Genomic DNA, 17,471 nt, shown 5'->3' with positions numbered 1-17,471 from the left:
CCTACCGCTGGCCGCGATCGAGTTCGGTGGAAGCTGTACTGACCGGGTCGGCCGCCCCGGCGAAGGCGGCGTCGAGTTGCGCGGGTGAACGTCGCTCGGTCCGCTTCCAGGCGACATATTGGACAATGCCGAAATTCGGCCGCCGCGGCACCGTCTTCACGACTGGCATGCGGAAACCGTCGCGGAACTTCGCCCAGCGCGTACTGAGCGCCGCGACCATTTCCTCGAAGGTCGGTGGTGCCGCCACCGAGGCATAGGTGATGGTGACGTTGCCGGCGAGGCCAGCCTGGCGTGAGACTGGCAACGGTATCGAGGCGAGATAATCAGGCGGCACATCGATGAGCCCACCGAACGGCCATTGCGCACGCAACGTGGCGGCGTCCGTCGGCGCGACGTTGACGTCGATGTCGTTAGGCGTGCCGGCGACCCTGTACGGGCAGCGGAACCTGCCGCAATTGGCTTGCGCCGAGAACTGCCACAATGCGTAGCCTTGCCAGTTGCCCATCGGAAAATGCACGTCAATGTCGGACTTGTAGCGGGCGTACCAGAGCGGCAGCCGCGACAAGAGCCGGTATCGGTAGCTGTTGTCGGCAATGTACTGGGCCGTCTTGCCATTGGTGTAGAGCACCGGGAAACGGCCGATGCGCCTGTGCACCTGGCGGACGAACTCCTCGGCATCGTCGAGCGACATCCACTGCGAGGGATCGTTGCCCTCGATGTCGAGAGCCAGCAGGTCGTCCGGCGCCGGCTCGGCGAAATCGAGGAAATTGTTGGCCTGCTCGACCGGATTGCCGGGGCGGGCGAGGTGATAGGCGCCCCATTTCAGGCCGAGCGCCTTGGCGACGACCCTGCGTGTCTGGAACAGCTCGCGCGTCACCGCATGGCGTTTCCACAGCGCCTTGCAGAGTTTCACCTCGGTATCGTTGCCGAAACAGAAGTAGGGCGGCGGCATGCCGTCTGATGCCTTGTTGATGAAGCCGACAATCCGCTTGTCGGTGGCGAGGTGGGCCCAGTCGATGGAATTGTACTCGTAGGCGTCGACGACCAGGGCCCGGTCAGCGTTCTTCCAAGGCTCGGAAAAATCCGAGGCCTTTGCTGCCGTCGACAGCGCCATTGTCGCCGCGAAAGCGAGAAGCGCTGTGCGGCGAAGGAGGCGCGCCGGCATTGGCAAACAGGGAATCCCCGTTGATCAAAGGCAGATGCTGAACCGCTATGGTTAAGGAAATGCTTCCCGATGCTGGTGCCGGCGAAGTCAGCGTCGCATGAGCGGCTGAAATTCATACGGGTCGGGTGCGGGTTCTTGCGGCAGCGTGCCTTCGGCGGCGCGTTTGCGGTGGTGGGCGAGGGAGCATTGCGGCGAACACAATATGCCGCGATCCGACCAGTAGGCGGCGCCGTTTTCGAGCTTGCCCTGATGGTACCAGAACCCTGTTGCGCGATAGGGCAGGCCGCATTCGATGCAGCGATAGGAGTCGGGTCTGGGAAGCATGGGTGGTCCGGTCCGCTGGTTTTGCTCTTTCGCCAGGTCGACTTGATCCGGCTTCGATTGAATTTAATACGTGCTGGCGCGATTGCAAAATCCGCGTGACAAAATTTGACGTTTACGTAAAAAGAAGATGAGAGACCGCCCAAAGGCGGGATGGTTTTGCGGCAGCGCGGGTCCTAGGATCAATCGGGCCGATGCATCAGGAGGAGAGAGCGGCATGTATCGGGCACCGGTCGAGGATATCGCTTTCACTCTCAAGCATGTTGCTGGCCTCAAGCCCGCGCTCGATGCCGGCACGTTTGGCGATCTGAGCGAGGACCTGGTCGATGCCGTGCTTGGCGAGGCCGGCCGTTTCGCCACCGAGGAGGTGGCACCGCTCTACAAGATCGGCGACGAACAAGGTGCGGTGCTGAAGGGTGCCGCCGTCACCACGCCGCCCGGCTGGAAGGACCTCTATCGCCGCTGGATCGATGGCGGCTGGAATGCGCTCTCCGGGCCTGAAGAGTACGGCGGCCAGGCGCTGCCGACCATGCTCGGTGTCGCCGCGCTCGAAATGTGGAACTCCGCCGCCATGGCCTTCGGCATCGGCCCGACGCTGACCATGGGCGCGGTCGAAGCGCTCGACAAGCACGCCTCTGAAGATCTCAAGGCGAAATATCTCGCAAAGCTCGTCTCCGGCGAATGGATGGGTACGATGAACCTGACCGAGCCGCAAGCCGGTTCGGACCTCAACGCGCTGCGCGCCCGCGCCGAGCCGGCTGGTGACGGCACCTACCGCATCTTCGGCCAGAAGATCTTCATCACCTATGGCGAGCATGACTTCACCGACAACATCATTCATCTGGTGCTGGCGCGGCTGCCCGACGCCCCCGCCGGCACGCGCGGCATATCGCTGTTCCTGGTGCCGAAATTCCTGGTCGGCGACGATGGATCGCTCGGCGCGCGCAACGATGTCTTCTGTTCTGGCCTCGAGCAAAAACTGGGCATCCATGCCTCGCCGACCTGCACCATGATCTATGGCGATGGTTTCGAGGGCGCCAAACCCGGCGCCATCGGCTGGCTGATCGGCGAGGAGAACAAGGGCCTCGCCTGTATGTTCACCATGATGAACAATGCGCGGCTCTGCGTCGGCATGCAGGGCGTGGCGGTCGCGGAAGCCGCGACCCAGAAGGCGATCGCCTATGCCAATGACCGCCGTCAGGGCAAGGCGGCGAGCTACGCTGGCACCGGCATGGCGCCGATCGTCCATCATCCAGACGTGCAGCGCAATCTGTTGACCATGAAGGCGCTGACGCAGACTGCGCGCGCCATCAGCTACTGCTGCGCCCACGCCATCGACTTGGCGCGCGTATCGGCCGGCGATGAGGCGGCGCATTGGCGTGACCGTGCCAATCTCTTGACGCCGCTGGCCAAGGCTTTCTCGACCGATGTCGGCGTGGACGTTGCTTCGCTCGGCGTCCAGGTGCATGGCGGCATGGGCTTCATCGAGGAGACGGGCGCGGCCGCTCTCTATCGCGATGCGCGCATCGCGCCGATCTACGAGGGCACCAACGGCATCCAGGCGATCGACCTGGTGATGCGCAAGCTGCCGCTCGGCGGCGGCGAACATGTGCATGGCTTCATCAACGAGCTGGCGGCGGTGGCCGGAGCGGTGCGCACCTCCAATCTCCAGGGGTTCGGCCGCACCGCCGGTGCTCTCGACGCGGCGCTCGCCGATCTGACTCAAGCGACCCGCTTCCTGCAGAAACTGACGGCCGACGGCCGATTAGACGAGGCACTGGCGGGTGCGACACCCTATCTCCGGCTGACCTCGCTTGCCGCTGGCGGCGCCTACCTGGCGCAGGGGGCGCTTGTCGATCAGGGCCGTATCGCGCTTTGCCGCTTTTTCGCCGAAAACCTGCTCGGTGAGGTCAGCGCGTTGAGGGCGCGCGTCATCGACGGCGCCGAAAGCCTAGCCGCTGCCAGTAAAACGCTGATTTCAGCCTGACGCTCACAAGGAAGAAACCGTGACAGACCATATCCTCGTGGAGCGCCAGGGCGCCATCCAGGTCATCCGCATGAATCGCCCCGACAAGAAGAACGCGCTGACGCGCGCCATGTATGCGAAAATGTCGGCCGCTCTTGCCGAAGGTGACGCCGACCCGGCGATCCGCGTCCACGTGTTTCTCGGCGTGCCCGGCGCCTTTTCGTCCGGCAACGACCTTGCCGACTTCATGGTCGTCGCCACAGGCGGCGATGGCGGCACCGAGGTGTGGGATTTCCTCATGGCGCTGGCCAGGGTCGAGAAGCCCATCGTCTCCGGCGTCGACGGCATCGCGGTCGGCATAGGAACGACGCTCAATCTGCATTGCGACCTGACCTTCGCCACGCCGCGCACCGTGTTCAGGACGCCTTTCGTCGACCTCGGCCTGGTGCCCGAGGCGGGGTCGAGCCTTTTGGCGCCGCGCATGCTGGGGCAGCAAGGCGCATTTGCATTGCTCGCCCTCGGCGAGGGTTTTTCGGCCGCACGAGCGAAGGCCGCCGGCCTGATCTACGAGGTGGTCGAGGAAGGAGCGCTGGAAGCCTCGGTCCTGGCGGCGGCCGGCCAGATCGCCGCCAAGCCACCGCAAGCGCTGAAGATCGCACGCGACCTGATGCGCGGATCGCGCGACGACCTTGTCGCCCGCATCGGCGAGGAAAGCGAGCACTTCCGCGAGCGGCTCAAGTCAGACGAGGCGCGCGCTGCCTTGACCGCTTTCATGACCAGGAAGAAAGCCTGAGCCTCTCCTTCAGGGGTAAAGTCGCGTCTTGCCCCAACCACCCTTGCCGTTGCGTGAAAAGACGACGCGGTCATGCAGCCGGAACGGACGGTCGTGCCAGAACTCGATCGTTTGCGGCACGATGCGGAAGCCCGACCAGTGTTTTGGCCGCGGGATATCGCCGATCGCATAGCGCGCCGTGTATTCCGCCACCGCCTTCTCCAAGGCGAAGCGGCTTTCCAGCGGCCGCGACTGTTTCGAGGCCCAGGCGCCGATGCGGCTGCCGCGCGGACGCGTCGCGTAGTAGGCGTCGGCTTCGGCATCGCTGACGATCTCCACCGGACCGCGAATGCGCACTTGCCGGCGCAGCGATTTCCAGTGGAAGCACATCGCCGCCTTCATGCTGCCAAGAATTTCCCGGCCCTTGGCGCTCTCGAAATTCGTGTAGAAGACGAACCCGCCTTCATCGAACCCCTTGAGCAGAACCATTCGCACATCCGGCATGCCGTCGGCATCGACGGTCGCCAATGCCACGCCGTTGGGGTCGTTCACTTCGCTTTTCGTGGCGTCTTCCAGCCATGCGGCAAAGAGGCGAAACGGCTCGGCCGCCTCGGTAAAGTCACTGCTTGTTAACTCTGTGTCACTCATAGTTTTTCTCAAATTGTCACGAAGCGGGGAGGTTGCTGATTGTTGCGTATCGCGCAAGCTTTTGACAGCAGGCAACGGAGCGTTATCGCTTCGGCCAGCAGGAAAGCCGCGATCGTGGCAGTCGCCCTGCCGCTTGCAGCCTGTGGCGCTGGTGGCTTCAGCCTGGAAAAAGCCGAAGTCGACCGCTCGATCCTGACCAGCAGCACATCGGCCTCAGCCGCGCCGACCGATTCGGAGCGCGACTCCGACCAGACGACGATCGGCAATGCGGTGTCTTCCGCCGACATCGAGCAGCTCGCCGGCCAGTCCGTGCCATGGGCGAACGCCGGCACGGGGTCCCGCGGCTCCATCACCGGGTTGGCGGAATTGAAGGACAAGGGCCAGACCTGCCGCCGGTTCAAGGCCTCGCGCGAAAGCTTTGACGGCGTTGCCATGTTCGAAGGCGAACTTTGCCTGGCCGGCGCCGGCGGCTGGCGCATGCAGGACTTCAAGGCGCTCTGATTTTCCGCCTTTGATATGCCGCTCCACCACTGGAATTTCTTCCTATGCGAGCGCATATAGGGGGCAACAGAGACTCACTCCTTCTCCAGGGCAGTAAGCATGCGCGACCCCTATGAGGTGCTGGGCGTTGCCAAGAACGCATCGGCCAAGGACATAAAATCGGCGTACCGGAAACTCGCCAAGAAGCATCATCCGGACCAGAATCCGAATGATCCCAAGGCGAAGGACCGTTTTGCCGCGGCCAACCAGGCCTATGAGATCGTCGGCGACGAGAAGAATCGCGCCGCTTTCGATCGCGGCGAGATCGACGCTGACGGCAAGCCGCGGTTCCAGGGTTTTGAGGGCGCGGCCGGTGGCGGCGATCCCTTCGGCGGGTTTCGCCGGCAGCAAGGGGCTGGCGGTTCGCGATTCGAATTTCGCTCCGGTCGTCCGGGCGGTGATCCGTTCGACGGCAACAGCGACATCTTCAGCCAGATATTCGGCGACGCCTTTTCAGGCGCGCGCGGCGCAGGCCCTGGCGACCGCCGCCAGCCGGCAACCGCCGCCGATCTGAACGTGACGCTCGACGTCACCATCGAGGAAGCTGCGACCGCCGACAAGGTGACGGCGATGTTCCCCGACGGCCGCAAGGTGGCGGTCAAGCTGCCGGCCTATGTCGAGGATGGCCAGACCATCCGGTTGAAGGGGCAGGGCGAGCAGGGGCCGGGCCAACCTGGCGATGCGCTGGTCAAGATCCGCTTTCGCCGGCATCCGCGCTATCGTCTCGAGGGCCGCGACCTGCACGCTGATCTGCCGGTTGCGCTGGCGGATGCGGTGCTCGGCGCCAAGGTGGCGGTCGATACGCCGACCGGCAAGCTTGCCGTCAACGTTCCGGCCTGGTCGAGCTCGGACAAGGTCCTGCGGCTGAAGGGCAGGGGTCTGCCGGAAAAGGCCGGCGGCCATGGCGATCTCTATGCCCATGTGCGGATAATGCTGCCAGAGGGCGGCGACAGTGCGCTCGAAGCGCTGTTGCGCAGCCAAAAAGGCTGATTGTCGGCTCTTGTCCCCTGAAGTGTCCGGTTTGAGCGCTTGAAGGGGCCCTGTGCCTGTGCGATAGGCACTCCACAAAGCAGAAAACCTTGCGGAGAGCGCTCACATGGCGGGTGGACAGGGCCTTATGGCCGGCAAGCGCGGCCTTATTCTTGGCGTCGCCAACAACAGATCGATCGCCTATGGCATCGCCAAGGCCTGTGTCGACCATGGCGCCGAGATCGCGCTGACCTATCAGGGCGAGGCGTTCAAGAAGCGCGTTGAGCCGCTGGCCGCGGAACTGGGCGCTTTTGTCGCCGGCCATTGCGACGTCACTGATCCGGCGAGCCTGGACGAGGTTTTCGCCAACGTCGCCAAGCACTGGGGCAAGTTTGATTTTCTCGTCCACGCCATCGCTTTTTCGGACAAGGACGAGCTGACCGGCCGCTATGTCGAGACGACGCGCGACAATTTCCTGCGCACCATGGACATTTCGGTTTATTCCTTCACCACCATCGCCAAGCGCGCCGAGGCGCTGATGACCAATGGCGGCTCGCTGCTGACGCTGACCTATTATGGCGCCGAAAAGGTGATGCCACATTACAACGTCATGGGTGTCGCCAAGGCGGCGCTCGAGGCCAGCGTGCGCTACCTGGCCGTCGATCTCGGCGCCAAGAAGATCCGCGTCAACGCCATCTCGGCCGGCCCGATCAAGACGCTTGCCGCGTCCGGCATCGGCGATTTCCGCTACATCCTGAAGTGGAACGAATACAATTCGCCGCTGAAGCAGACGGTGACGCAGGAGGAAGTCGGCGATTCCGCCGTCTATTTCCTGTCCGATCTGTCGCGTGGCGTCACCGGCGAGGTGCATCACGTCGATTCGGGCTATCACGTCGTCGGCATGAAGGCGGTCGACGCGCCGGACATTTCGACGGTCAAGGATTAACAGCCCGCCAATCGTCGTCAGTCCCGATCCCGTTCCGGAAGACCCGATGTACCCGCTGGTTTATATCGTGCGCCACGGCCAGACCGCGTGGAACGCCGAATTCCGGCTTCAGGGGCAGGCCGACACCGATCTCAATGCTCTCGGCCGCGAGCAGGCGACCGGAAACGGGCATCGGCTTGCCCAACTCGTCGGCAATCCCCGGGATTTCGATTTCGTCGCCAGCCCGATGAAGCGCACGCGCGAAACGATGGAGCGCATCCGCGCCGCGATGAAGCTCGATCCGCGTGCCTATCGGACCGATCCTCGCCTCGTCGAAGTCAATTTCGGCGATTGGCAGGGGTTTACCTTTGCCGAACTCGAGACGCGGTATCCAGGCGCGAGCAGGACGCGCGCTTTGGACAAATGGAACTTTCAGCCGCCGGGCGAAGGCGCCGAGAGCTACCAGATGCTGCTCGTACGGGTGAAGCCCTGGTTCGATGCGATCCAACGCCCGACGATCTGCGTGACGCATGGCGGCGTCATGCGGACCTTGTTTCGCTTCGTGCTTGATATAGCCGAGGACGAGGCAGCGAACCTGGACATGCCGCAGGATCGCGTGCTCAAACTCGAAGGCAAGGGCCTGGGGTGGCTTTAGCCGCCTGGTAGCGGCGCCGATTCTCTAGTTGGCCGAGCTGTCCGGCAGTTCCATGTCGGTGATCACGTTTTCGCCATTGGTCACATCATAGGCGATGACGATGTCCATGCCCGGCTTCAGCGCATCGAGATCGGTCTCGGCGTTCAGCTTGTAGGACTTGCCGTCATCCAGCGTCAGCGTCAGCGCGTCCTTGTCGATCTTCTTGATCAGGCCTTCGGTCTGGCCGGCGAAAGCGGCGGTGGAAAGCAGCAGTGTGGCGGCAACGGCGCCAATCAGGGTACGCATAATCGTTCCTCTTTATCATTGCACCGGCATGGCGGCGGGCGTTCAACGGCGGATGGAGCTGAGCAGAAACCAACCGAATGTGTCAAAACTAAATCCACCAGATCACGGTTTGACCCCTGTGAAAAACGCCAATAGAAGGCTGCCTTGAGCCGGCTCCAATGCCGGGCAGGGTCATTTCATGTCTCACAACACGTTCGGCCATCTTTTCCGCGTCACCACCTGGGGCGAAAGCCATGGCGCCGCACTCGGTTGCGTCGTCGACGGCTGTCCGCCCGGCATCCGCTTTACGCGCGACGAGATCCAGGCAGAACTCGACAAGCGCCGGCCGGGACAGTCACGCTTCGTCACCCAGCGCCGCGAGCCCGACGAAGTGAAGGTGCTCTCCGGCTTCATCCTCGACGAGGACGGCGAGACGATGATCACCACCGGCACGCCGGTGTCGATGCTGATCGAGAATGTCGACCAGCGTTCAAAGGACTATGGCGAGATCGCCCGCCAATACCGGCCGGGCCATGCCGACTACACCTATGACGTCAAATACGGCATACGCGATTACCGCGGCGGCGGCCGCTCCTCGGCCCGCGAGACGGCCGCGCGGGTGGCAGCCGGCGCGCTCGCGCGCAAGGTGGTGCCCGGCATGGTGGTGCGCGGCGCGCTGGTGTCGATGGGCGAAAAATCGATCGATCGCGCCAACTGGAACTGGAATTTCATCGGCGACGCGGAAAATCCGTTCTTCACCCCAGATCCGGCTTCCGTTCCCGTCTTCACGCAGTATCTCGACGGCATCCGCAAGGCCGGCTCCTCGGTCGGCGCGGTGATAGAGATCGTTGCGGACGGCGTTCCGGCAGGCCTCGGCGCGCCGATCTATGCCAAGCTCGACCAGGACATCGCATCCGGCCTGATGTCGATCAACGCGGTCAAGGGTGTCGAGATCGGCAACGGCTTCGAGGCCGCCCGCATCACCGGCGAGCAGAATGCCGACGAGATGCGCATGGGCAATGATGGCAAGCCGGTGTTCCTGTCCAACAATGCCGGCGGCATCCTTGGTGGCATTTCGACCGGTCAGGCGATCATCGCCCGTTTCGCCGTCAAGCCGACGTCCTCGATCCTGACGCCGCGAAAGTCGATCGACAAGGACGGCAACGACGTCGAGATCATGACCAAGGGTCGCCACGACCCATGCGTCGGCATCCGCGCTGTGCCGATCGGTGAGGCGATGGTTGCGTGCGCCATTGCCGACCATTATCTGCGTCATCGCGGACAGACGGGGAAGGGAATAGGCAGTAGGGAATAGGCAGTAGGCCGCCCGATACAGCCTTTTCTTTTTCCTACTGCCTTACTGCCTTAGTCCCTGCGAGCGAAGCGAGCCGCCCATGCCTTACGACCAGAAGAAGATCGTCGAAGCCCTGCGTGCTTTCGAACGCGGCGAGATCGTTGTCGTCATGGACGATGACGGGCGCGAGAACGAGGGCGACCTGATCGTCGCCGCCGTCCATTGCACGCCGGAAAAGATGGCGTTCATCGTCCGCCACACCTCCGGCATCGTCTGCACGCCGATGCCGCGCGAGGAGGCCAAGCGCCTCAACTTGCAGCCGATGGTTGCCGACAATGATTCCGCGCACACCACCGCCTTCACCGTCAGTGTCGATTTCAAGCACGGTACCACGACCGGCATTTCGGCCGAGGACCGCACCCTGACCGTCCGCAACCTCGCCAACGGCAATGTTGGTGGTTCGGATTTCGTCCGTCCCGGCCACATCTTCCCGCTGATCGCGCGCGAGGGTGGCGTGCTGATGCGCTCGGGCCATACCGAGGCGGCGGTCGACCTGTGCAAGCTCGCCGGCCTGCCGCCGGTCGGCGTGATCTCGGAATTGGTGAACGACGACGGCACGGTCAAGCGCGGCCCGCAGGTTGCCGCTTTTGCCGAGCAGCACGGTCTGAAGCAGGTTTCGGTTGCCGACCTCATCGCTTACCGGCAGCGCAAGGAAACGCTGGTCGAACGCGTCGCCTGCTCGGATATTGAAACGCCGGGCGGCAAGGCGCAGGTCTTCACCTACACGCTGCCGTGGGATTCCATGCACCACGTCGCCATCGTCTTCGGCGACATCCGCGACGGCGAGGATGTCCCGGTGCGCCTGCATTCCGAGGATGTGGTGACCGACGTCTTCGGCACCAGCCATCGGCTCGACGGCATCATGAAAACGATGGGCGAGCGCAGGCGCGGCGTCATTGTCTATCTGCGTGAGGGCTCGGTCGGCGTCGCCCATCAGGAACGCAAGCGTCCCGCCTCCGGCGACCGCGAGGATCACGATGAGGCGCGCCGCCGCGAGAACGAATGGCGCGAGATCGGGCTCGGAGCACAGATCCTGAAGGATCTCGGCATTTCCTCGATCAACCTGATCGCTTCGCGCGAACGCCACTATGTCGGCCTCGAAGGTTTTGGCATCCACATCGCCAAGACCGAGATTCTCTGAAGGTCAGTCGACAACGGATAGCGCCCGGCCGTTCGAAACCGGGCGCTTCGCGGATCATTCCGCGGGAACGATACCCGCTTCGCATCCGTTCAGGTCGCACTCTGGCGTGGCAAGGCTGCGCTGGCCAAGCAGCACGGTGACCAGTGCGATGGCGCCGGCCGCGACCGAAACCCAGAACCCGTTCTGGGCGCCGAACGCGTCCACCACCGCGCCGGCGGCGAAGGATCCCAGCGCCATGCCGATGCCGATCCCGGTAGTCACCCAGGTGATGCCCTCGGTCAGCATCGCCTCCGGCACGTGCCGCTCGATCAGGCCGAATGCCGTGATGAAGGTCGGTGAGATCGCCACGCCGCTGACGAAGACTGTCAGCGCCAGGAGCGGCACCGTGCCAGCGGTGAGCGGCAGCAGCGTGCTGACCGCGATAATGGCGATCGCTATCGCCAGCTGGCGTTGCAGCGGCGCCCTCAGGTTGAGCGCACCCACAATGATGCCCAGCACGAACGATCCAAGCGCGTAGACGCTGATGACGAGGCTTGCGACACCTGGCTGTCCAAGTTCCTTGGTGATCGCCACGGTGCTCACTTCCGTTGTCGCGAATGTCGCGCCGATGAAGATCAGGGCGAAGGTGATGACCTGAACTGACCGCAGGCGGATTGCCGAACCGCGCGAACCATGTTGCACCGGCCGCACTTGTGGCTCAGTCAAGCGCTGCAGGATGAACGCCGTCGAGCCGAAGGCGAGGAACAAGGTGCTCGCCAGCATCCCCGCTTCCGGGAACAGGGCGGCACTCAGGCCCACCGACAGCGATGCCCCAGCGATGTAGACCAGCTCGTCCGCCGCCGACTCGAAGGCGAACGCGGTGTTCATTTGCGGCCGACCCCGGAAAATCTCGGTCCAGCGTGCGCGCACCATTGCCGGCATGCTGGGCATGGCTGCGGCCAGCAACGCCGACACGAACAAGGTCCATACCGGCCAGTCCCGATTGGCCGCCGCGATCAGAACCGCGAAAGCGAGCACCGAAATGATGGTGGTCGGCATCGCGATCCGCGCCTGGCCAAGGCGATCCACCAGCCTTGATATCTGCGGCGCCACGAAAGCGTTGGCCAGCGCGAAGGTCGCCGAGACGGCGCCGGCCAGCCAGTACTCGCCACGCGTCTGCGACAGCATCGCCACGATGCCGATCGGAGCCATGGCGATTGGCAGGCGCGCCACGAAGCCGGCGGCGGCAAAGCCCTTGGCTCCGGGGGCGCGGAAGATTTCCGAGTAGGGGTTTTGCATGGCTGGGTTCCTCGACAAAGGACGATTCAGTAATTACATACGAAGCGTATGACTGTTAAATAGACCATACGCCGCGTATGTCAATTGGCATACGAAGCGTATGTCAGTAGGACCAGAACCATGCACAGGCCCCGCAAGGAGATGATCGCCGAGACGCGCGCCAAGCTGATCGCGGCGGCGCGCCATGCCTTTGGCACCATCGGCTATGCCGAAGCCTCAATGGATGATTTCACCGCCTCGGCCGGGCTGACGCGCGGCGCGCTTTATCATCATTTCGGCGACAAGAAGGGACTGCTGCAGGCGGTCATCGCCGAGATCGACGCGGAGATGGCGGCGCGCGTGAACGAAGTGGCGGCTAGGGCGCCAACCCGTTGGCAGCACTTCGTCGACGAGTGCACCGCTTACATCGAGATGGCGCTGGAGCCGGAAATCCAGCGCATCATGTTCCGCGATGGCCCGGCGGTGCTGGGCGACCCGGCACAATGGCCGAATGCCAATGGCTGCGTCGCCTCGATGACGGACAACCTCACTCGGCTGCAGCAGGACGGCGTCGTCGTGGCCGATCTCGACCCGGAGACCACGGCGCGGCTGATCAATGGCGCCAGCAGCCAGGCCTCGCAGCGGATCGCCAATTCGCAAGACCCTGAAGCGACGTCGAAAATGGCGGTAGCGGCCTTCAAGCAACTGCTTGAGGGCCTGCTCAAAAAAACGGATCGGCAGCCGAACTGAAGGCGCCATTGGCGGCTTGGCGCTGCTATCGCAATTGACAATAGCCGGGTTGAGCGCATCCTCTCCCACCATCTCTGAGGGGAGATTCGGGCATGTGGGATTTCGATATCGGCAGGTCGGTGTCCATCATGATGCGCACCTGGCCCTTCATTGTCTTTCGCATGATCGTCTATTTCGGCATCACGCTGGCCTATATCGTGGCGACCGGCACCGGCGCCTCAGTCGGCTATGGCGTCGGCCATATCTCCACCGACCCCGACGGGCCGTTGTCGTTTGCCTTGTGGGGCGGCGTGGTCGGTTTCGGCGTCGTTTCGATCGCCGTGTACTGGATTCGCGAATACATCCTCTATGTCGTCAAGGCTGGCCATGTCGCCGTCATGGTCCATCTGATCGACGGCCGCGACATTCCCGACGGCCAGGACCAGATCGCCTATGCCAGGCAAGTCGTCACCCAGCGTTTCGCCGAGGCCAACATCCTTTTCGTCGTCGACCAGCTGGTCAAGGGCGCCATCCGCGCCGTCACCGGCCTGCTCGGCGGCATCGCCGCCTTCCTGCCGATTCCGGGGTTGAGCGGCCTTGTCTCCTTCATCAACACGGTGATCCGCCTGTCGCTGACCTATGTCGACGAGATCATCCTCGGCTATAACATCCGCATCAATTCCGCCTCGCCTTTCGAGACGGCGCGGCAAGGCGTCGTGCTCTACGCCCAGAATGGCAAGATCATGGTCAAGAACGCCGTCTGGCTGGCGGTCATCATGTGGGGCGTGTCCTTCGTCATCTTCCTGCTGATGCTGGCCCCTGCCGCCGCCATTCTCTTCATGATGCCTGGGCAACTCGCCGGCTGGGCCTTCGTGCTCGCCATCGTCTTCGCCTGGGCCTTCAAGGCGGCCTTCATCGAGCCCTTCGCCATCGCCTGCCTGATGCAGGTCTACTTCAAGACCATCGCCGGTCAGGTACCCGATCCCGACTGGGACGCCCGGCTGGCCGAGGCATCGTCGAAGTTCAGGGAACTCAAGGACAAGGCGCTGGCCTCCTTCGGCGGCTCGCGTTGGGGCACGGCCGGCGCAACACGCTGATCAGCGGGGCGGCCTGCGATCGCCGCCGTAGCATTGACGGTGTTGAGGCCCGCCACGGTCGATTTTAGTGGCGCCTCACCTTGCCCGGAAAAAGTCTCGCTCATGATCAGCTCCGGCAGTGGCAGCCGGCGGCCCCAGCCATGCATTTCGAGGTCCGGTTTTGGCGCGAACTCGGAAACGCGGCCGACGCAGAGATAGGCGACAGGCGTCACATGATCGGGAATGGACAGCAGGCTTTTCAGCGCCTGCGGCTCGATGATGCTGACCCAGCCGACACCGACGCCTTCGGCGCGCGCCGCCAGCCAGAAATTCTGCACCGCGCAGACCGTGCTGTAGAGATCCATCTCGGGATTGTGCCAGCGTCCCAGCGGTGAATCCTTCGAGCGCTTACGGTCGCAGGTGATGCAGATGTTGAGCGCGCTTTCGCAAATGCCTTCCAGTTTGAGCTTGCGGTAGAGCGCCTGTCGTTCTGCCTCGATGGCCGGCAGTTCCTGCTCGCGCGCCGCCAGGAACAGGTCGCGCACCTTTTCCCGTCGTTTGGCATCGCGGATGACGATGAAATTCCATGGCTGCATGAAGCCGACCGACGGCGCATGATGGGCGGCAAGCAACAGCCGCGCCAGCACGTCATCGTCGAGCGCGGTGGGCAGGAAATGGCTGCGCACATCGCGCCGCGTGAACATGGCGCGATAAACCGCATCGCGCGCTGTCTGGTCAAATCCGTCGCCAACAGGAGCGGTCATGTGTTCCGGCATCGCTTGTCCCCTTGCGATTGCAATCAATGCCAGCCGCCTGACCATGCGGATGACGATGCCTGCCAGGCCGGTCTTCTGGCTCGGGATCAACCCGCGTCCGGCGCCTTCCCGTCATAGACAGTGGCATTTACCGGCGCGGTCCCCCTCACAGCGTTGGGCACGCCACGGAGTTCAACCGTGTTCCCGATTCTCCCGCTTGCGGCGGGCACCAGGCAGTGGCGGCGACCTTACGCCGAAGCGCCGGCGACGCCAATGCCCGTAACGACACGAATGGACGCAGGCGTGATTTTCCCCAGCCATCAGCCGCCTGCTCATGGCCTTTGTCGATCCGGGCCACTAGATTAGGCCGATGGTTACCCGTCTCTACACCCATCCGATCTTCCTCGAGCACATCACGCCGCCCGGCCATCCCGAGCGGCCGGACCGCTTGCGCGCCATCGAGCGCGTGCTCGACGATGAGGCATTTGCCGCGCTCGACCGCGTCAGGGCGCCGGAAGGTGACGAGGCGACCATCCTCTACGCGCATCCCGCTGATTTCGTCGCGCGCGTCCGCGCCGCCATTCCCGACGAGGGTATCGCCCGCATCGACGCCGACACCACCGCCAGCCCGAAAAGCTGGCAGGCGGCGATCACGGCGATCGGCGCCGCCAACGCCGCCGTCGACGACGTCTTCACGGGCCGCGCCGACAACGCCTTCGTCGCCGCCCGACCGCCAGGCCATCACGCCGAGAAGACGACGGCGATGGGCTTCTGCCTCTTCAACACCGCGGCGATCGCGGCACGCTATGCGCAGAAGAAATTCGGCGCCGAGCGTGTCGCCATCGTCGATTGGGACGTGCATCACGGCAACGGCACGCAGGACATTTTCTGGGACGATCCCTCCGTGCTCTATTGTTCGACGCACCAGATGCCGCTTTATCCCGGCACAGGGGCAAAGAACGAGACCGGTGCCGGCAACATCGTCAACGCGCCGCTGGCGCCGCAGACCGGCAGCGAGGTGTTTCGCGATGCCTTCCTGTCGCGCGTGCTGCCGGCGCTCGACGATTTCGCGCCCGATCTGATCATCATTTCGGCCGGTTTCGACGCGCATCACCGTGATCCGCTAGCCGAGATCAATCTGACCGAGGACGACTTCGACTGGGCGACCGGCCAGCTCATGCAGCGCGCCACGCGCCACAGCGGCAACCGGCTCGTCAGCCTGCTCGAGGGTGGCTACGATCTGCAGGGACTGGCATTTTCGGTCGCCGCCCATGTCGGGCGACTGATGAAAGGATGAATGATGGCTGGTGAGACCAACGAAGACGTCAAGGCGATGAGCTTCGAACAGGCACTCGACGCGCTGGAGAAGATCGTCGATGATCTGGAGCGCGGCGACGTCCCGCTCGACCAGTCGATCCGGATCTACGAGCGCGGCGAGGCGCTGAAGGCGCATTGCGACCGGCTGCTGAAGGCCGCCGAGGACAAGGTCGAGAAGATCAGGCTGTCGCGCGACGGCAAGCCGGTCGGAACGGAGCCGCTCGACGCGGACTGAGGCGTGGTCGCGAACGATGGTCTTGCCTCACCGGTTTTTGGACACGATCATGATTGAGGATCGAATTCGTCCCGATTGAAACGGCTCCAGGACAAGAGGAGGTTCGGAAACGATGTGCAGAAACATCAAGACCCTGTTCAACTTTGATCCGCCGGCAACCAACGACGAGGTCCGCGACGCGGCACTTCAGTTCGTCCGTAAGCTGAGCGGAACGACGCGGCCTTCGAAGCAGAACCAGCACGCGTTCGACCACGCTGTCGATGCGATTGCCGCGTCAGCGCGCGAACTGCTCGATTCTCTCGAAACCCATCAGCATCCTCGCAATCGCGAAGAGGTGGCGGCCAAACTGCGGGCCAAGGCGGCGATCCGGTTTGCCTGAGGCGTCCAATGCGGTCGTTGACCGCTGACAAGGAGATCTCGTGAGCTTCTTCCCCGGGAAGGACCCTGAAGCCGGCGATGCCTTCGCCAGCGACCAGATCGAGCTGATGGTCATTCCGAACGCCAAGGACATTGGCGGTTTTCAGGTGCGCCGCGCCCTGCCGACCGCCAAGAGGCGGCTGGTCGGGCCATTCATCTTCTTCGACCGCATGGGCCCGGCCATCCTGCGCGCCGGCCAGGCGCTCGATGTCCGCCCGCATCCGCATATCGGACTATCGACGGTCACTTATCTGTTCGACGGCAGGATCAGGCATCGTGATTCGCTCGGCACCGAGATGGTCATCCAGCCCGGTGACGTGAACCTGATGACCGCCGGCCGCGGCATCGTCCATTCGGAGCGCACGCCCGAGGAATTGCGCGGCGCACCGATGTCGATCTCCGGCCTGCAGACATGGCTGGCGCTGCCGGACGGCAAGGAAGAAGTGGCACCGGTGTTCGAGAACACCGGCGCGATGCTTCTCCCCGAGATCGATGCCGAAGGCGTCAGCGGGCGCGTCGTCATCGGTGATTTCCAGGGAATGCGGTCTCCGGTCAGGGCGCATTCCGACACGCTCTATGCCGACCTGCGCCTGGCGCCCGGCGCCAGCGTGAAAATTCCAGCCGATGCGGAAGAGCGCGCCATCTACACACTGGAAGGTGAGGTCGCGATTTCAGGCGACGTGTTTCCGGCGGAACGCCTGTTGGTGTTCCGGCCCGGTGACGAAATCGTCGTATCGTCGCAGGGCGGCGCGCATTTCATGCTGTTTGGTGGCGCTTCGCTCGGCTCGCAGCGTTACATCTGGTGGAATTTCGTCTCGTCGTCCAAGGAGCGCATCGAACAGGCCAAGCAGGAATGGAAGACTGGCCGCTTCGATATCGTTCCTGGAGACGAGGAAGAGTTCATCCCGCTGCCGGAGAGCTAGGGCATGATCCCGAAAAGTGGGAACCGGTTCGGAAGAGATCAT

General features: G+C 63.6%; 19 protein-coding genes, 1 pseudogene and 1 riboswitch. Of the genes and pseudogenes, 14 read left to right on the top strand and 6 right to left on the bottom strand.

What is annotated here, in order from left to right; translation table 11 throughout:
- Position 1: 1 nt before the first annotated feature.
- A complete protein-coding gene (locus BLS48_RS07415) occupies positions 2 to 1,165 on the bottom strand; it encodes a glycoside hydrolase family 25 protein (protein WP_244529537.1) in 1,164 nt (387 codons plus the stop codon).
- An 87-nt stretch (positions 1,166 to 1,252) separates the two neighbouring features.
- Complete coding sequence (locus BLS48_RS07410; RefSeq protein ID WP_091576411.1) at positions 1,253 to 1,489, bottom strand: hypothetical protein; 237 nt, start codon at positions 1,487 to 1,489, stop codon at positions 1,253 to 1,255.
- Positions 1,490 to 1,703: 214 nt separating this feature from the next.
- Here BLS48_RS07410 and BLS48_RS07405 point away from each other — a divergent pair, with 214 nt between their 5' ends.
- The gene (locus BLS48_RS07405; protein ID WP_091576410.1) at positions 1,704 to 3,473 is read left to right on the top strand and encodes an acyl-CoA dehydrogenase family protein; all 1,770 of its coding nucleotides are present in this window, start codon (positions 1,704 to 1,706) and stop codon (positions 3,471 to 3,473) included.
- A 19-nt stretch (positions 3,474 to 3,492) separates the two neighbouring features.
- Positions 3,493 to 4,245 (top strand): crotonase/enoyl-CoA hydratase family protein, encoded by a 753-nt coding sequence (locus BLS48_RS07400; RefSeq protein ID WP_091576408.1) that lies wholly within the window; start codon positions 3,493 to 3,495, stop codon positions 4,243 to 4,245.
- 9 nt (positions 4,246 to 4,254) lie between these two features.
- Here the strand turns inward: BLS48_RS07400 and pdxH are convergent, their stop codons facing one another.
- Positions 4,255 to 4,872, bottom strand: a complete 618-nt coding sequence (gene pdxH / locus BLS48_RS07395) for a pyridoxamine 5'-phosphate oxidase (RefSeq protein WP_091576406.1) — start codon at positions 4,870 to 4,872, stop codon at positions 4,255 to 4,257.
- Positions 4,873 to 4,911: 39 nt separating this feature from the next.
- Between pdxH and BLS48_RS07390 the strand changes: the two genes are divergently transcribed.
- The 4 genes from BLS48_RS07390 to BLS48_RS07375 all read left to right on the top strand — a co-directional run bounded on the left by BLS48_RS07390 (position 4,912) and on the right by BLS48_RS07375 (position 7,961).
- On the top strand, positions 4,912 to 5,373 hold the full coding sequence (locus BLS48_RS07390) for an RT0821/Lpp0805 family surface protein (RefSeq protein WP_091576404.1): 462 nt from the start codon (positions 4,912 to 4,914) through the stop codon (positions 5,371 to 5,373).
- A gap of 99 nt (positions 5,374 to 5,472) precedes the next feature.
- A complete protein-coding gene (locus BLS48_RS07385; RefSeq protein WP_091576402.1) occupies positions 5,473 to 6,402 on the top strand; it encodes a DnaJ C-terminal domain-containing protein in 930 nt (309 codons plus the stop codon).
- A 106-nt stretch (positions 6,403 to 6,508) separates the two neighbouring features.
- Positions 6,509 to 7,327, top strand: a complete 819-nt coding sequence (gene fabI, locus BLS48_RS07380) for an enoyl-ACP reductase FabI (RefSeq protein ID WP_091576401.1) — start codon at positions 6,509 to 6,511, stop codon at positions 7,325 to 7,327.
- Positions 7,328 to 7,373: 46 nt separating this feature from the next.
- A complete protein-coding gene (locus tag BLS48_RS07375) occupies positions 7,374 to 7,961 on the top strand; it encodes a histidine phosphatase family protein (RefSeq protein WP_091576399.1) in 588 nt (195 codons plus the stop codon).
- Between the two features lie 24 nt (positions 7,962 to 7,985).
- Here the strand turns inward: BLS48_RS07375 and BLS48_RS07370 are convergent, their stop codons facing one another.
- Positions 7,986 to 8,246, bottom strand: coding sequence for a DUF1344 domain-containing protein (locus BLS48_RS07370; protein ID WP_091576397.1), 261 nt, complete (start codon positions 8,244 to 8,246; stop codon positions 7,986 to 7,988).
- A gap of 178 nt (positions 8,247 to 8,424) precedes the next feature.
- Here BLS48_RS07370 and aroC point away from each other — a divergent pair, with 178 nt between their 5' ends.
- Together aroC and ribB are read left to right on the top strand one after the other, a co-directional pair.
- Positions 8,425 to 9,540, top strand: a complete 1,116-nt coding sequence (gene aroC / locus BLS48_RS07365; RefSeq protein WP_091576395.1) for a chorismate synthase — start codon at positions 8,425 to 8,427, stop codon at positions 9,538 to 9,540.
- Between the two features lie 79 nt (positions 9,541 to 9,619).
- On the top strand, positions 9,620 to 10,720 hold the full coding sequence (ribB, locus tag BLS48_RS07360) for a 3,4-dihydroxy-2-butanone-4-phosphate synthase (RefSeq protein ID WP_091576393.1): 1,101 nt from the start codon (positions 9,620 to 9,622) through the stop codon (positions 10,718 to 10,720).
- A gap of 54 nt (positions 10,721 to 10,774) precedes the next feature.
- Here the strand turns inward: ribB and BLS48_RS07355 are convergent, their stop codons facing one another.
- Positions 10,775 to 11,998, bottom strand: a complete 1,224-nt coding sequence (locus BLS48_RS07355) for an MFS transporter (protein ID WP_091576391.1) — start codon at positions 11,996 to 11,998, stop codon at positions 10,775 to 10,777.
- A gap of 120 nt (positions 11,999 to 12,118) precedes the next feature.
- Here BLS48_RS07355 and BLS48_RS07350 point away from each other — a divergent pair, with 120 nt between their 5' ends.
- Both BLS48_RS07350 and BLS48_RS07345 read left to right on the top strand, forming a co-directional pair.
- Positions 12,119 to 12,727 carry a TetR/AcrR family transcriptional regulator gene (locus tag BLS48_RS07350; RefSeq protein WP_091576389.1) on the top strand — a complete coding sequence of 203 codons (609 nt, stop codon included), beginning with the start codon at positions 12,119 to 12,121 and terminating at the stop codon, positions 12,725 to 12,727.
- 92 nt (positions 12,728 to 12,819) lie between these two features.
- Positions 12,820 to 13,803 (top strand): hypothetical protein, encoded by a 984-nt coding sequence (locus BLS48_RS07345; protein WP_244529536.1) that lies wholly within the window; start codon positions 12,820 to 12,822, stop codon positions 13,801 to 13,803.
- A 125-nt stretch (positions 13,804 to 13,928) separates the two neighbouring features.
- Here the strand turns inward: BLS48_RS07345 and bluB are convergent.
- Positions 13,929 to 14,546, bottom strand: a pseudogene (bluB, locus tag BLS48_RS36145) (5,6-dimethylbenzimidazole synthase); the annotation flags it as partial.
- Between the two features lie 60 nt (positions 14,547 to 14,606).
- Positions 14,607 to 14,786: riboswitch (cobalamin riboswitch) on the bottom strand.
- Positions 14,787 to 14,907: 121 nt separating this feature from the next.
- Here bluB and BLS48_RS07335 point away from each other — a divergent pair.
- From BLS48_RS07335 to BLS48_RS07320, 4 genes are all read left to right on the top strand, one after another.
- Complete coding sequence (locus BLS48_RS07335) at positions 14,908 to 15,834, top strand: histone deacetylase family protein (RefSeq protein WP_091576388.1); 927 nt, start codon at positions 14,908 to 14,910, stop codon at positions 15,832 to 15,834.
- A 3-nt stretch (positions 15,835 to 15,837) separates the two neighbouring features.
- Complete coding sequence (locus BLS48_RS07330) at positions 15,838 to 16,089, top strand: exodeoxyribonuclease VII small subunit (RefSeq protein WP_013532792.1); 252 nt, start codon at positions 15,838 to 15,840, stop codon at positions 16,087 to 16,089.
- Between the two features lie 112 nt (positions 16,090 to 16,201).
- Complete coding sequence (locus BLS48_RS07325) at positions 16,202 to 16,468, top strand: DUF2277 domain-containing protein (protein WP_013532791.1); 267 nt, start codon at positions 16,202 to 16,204, stop codon at positions 16,466 to 16,468.
- A 40-nt stretch (positions 16,469 to 16,508) separates the two neighbouring features.
- A complete protein-coding gene (locus BLS48_RS07320; protein WP_091576386.1) occupies positions 16,509 to 17,429 on the top strand; it encodes a pirin family protein in 921 nt (306 codons plus the stop codon).
- The last annotated feature ends 42 nt before the right edge of the window (positions 17,430 to 17,471 follow it).

The organism is Mesorhizobium qingshengii (genome assembly GCF_900103325.1).
Lineage (GTDB): Bacteria > Pseudomonadota > Alphaproteobacteria > Rhizobiales > Rhizobiaceae > Mesorhizobium > Mesorhizobium qingshengii.
This window is presented reverse-complemented; position numbering and strand designations above follow the sequence as displayed.

Coding starts and splice junctions, on each gene's coding strand:
- BLS48_RS07375 (WP_091576399.1), top strand. CDS start 7,374: ATGTACCCGCTGGTTTATATCGTGCGCCACGGCCAGACCGCGTGGAAC.
- pdxH (WP_091576406.1), bottom strand. CDS start 4,872: ATGAGTGACACAGAGTTAACAAGCAGTGACTTTACCGAGGCGGCCGAG.
- BLS48_RS07325 (WP_013532791.1), top strand. CDS start 16,202: ATGTGCAGAAACATCAAGACCCTGTTCAACTTTGATCCGCCGGCAACC.
- BLS48_RS07350 (WP_091576389.1), top strand. CDS start 12,119: ATGCACAGGCCCCGCAAGGAGATGATCGCCGAGACGCGCGCCAAGCTG.
- BLS48_RS07405 (WP_091576410.1), top strand. CDS start 1,704: ATGTATCGGGCACCGGTCGAGGATATCGCTTTCACTCTCAAGCATGTT.
- BLS48_RS07385 (WP_091576402.1), top strand. CDS start 5,473: ATGCGCGACCCCTATGAGGTGCTGGGCGTTGCCAAGAACGCATCGGCC.
- BLS48_RS07415 (WP_244529537.1), bottom strand. CDS start 1,165: ATGCCGGCGCGCCTCCTTCGCCGCACAGCGCTTCTCGCTTTCGCGGCG.
- fabI (WP_091576401.1), top strand. CDS start 6,509: ATGGCGGGTGGACAGGGCCTTATGGCCGGCAAGCGCGGCCTTATTCTT.
- BLS48_RS07345 (WP_244529536.1), top strand. CDS start 12,820: ATGTGGGATTTCGATATCGGCAGGTCGGTGTCCATCATGATGCGCACC.
- BLS48_RS07355 (WP_091576391.1), bottom strand. CDS start 11,998: ATGCAAAACCCCTACTCGGAAATCTTCCGCGCCCCCGGAGCCAAGGGC.
- aroC (WP_091576395.1), top strand. CDS start 8,425: ATGTCTCACAACACGTTCGGCCATCTTTTCCGCGTCACCACCTGGGGC.
- BLS48_RS07330 (WP_013532792.1), top strand. CDS start 15,838: ATGGCTGGTGAGACCAACGAAGACGTCAAGGCGATGAGCTTCGAACAG.
- ribB (WP_091576393.1), top strand. CDS start 9,620: ATGCCTTACGACCAGAAGAAGATCGTCGAAGCCCTGCGTGCTTTCGAA.
- BLS48_RS07410 (WP_091576411.1), bottom strand. CDS start 1,489: ATGCTTCCCAGACCCGACTCCTATCGCTGCATCGAATGCGGCCTGCCC.
- BLS48_RS07370 (WP_091576397.1), bottom strand. CDS start 8,246: ATGCGTACCCTGATTGGCGCCGTTGCCGCCACACTGCTGCTTTCCACC.
- BLS48_RS07335 (WP_091576388.1), top strand. CDS start 14,908: ATGGTTACCCGTCTCTACACCCATCCGATCTTCCTCGAGCACATCACG.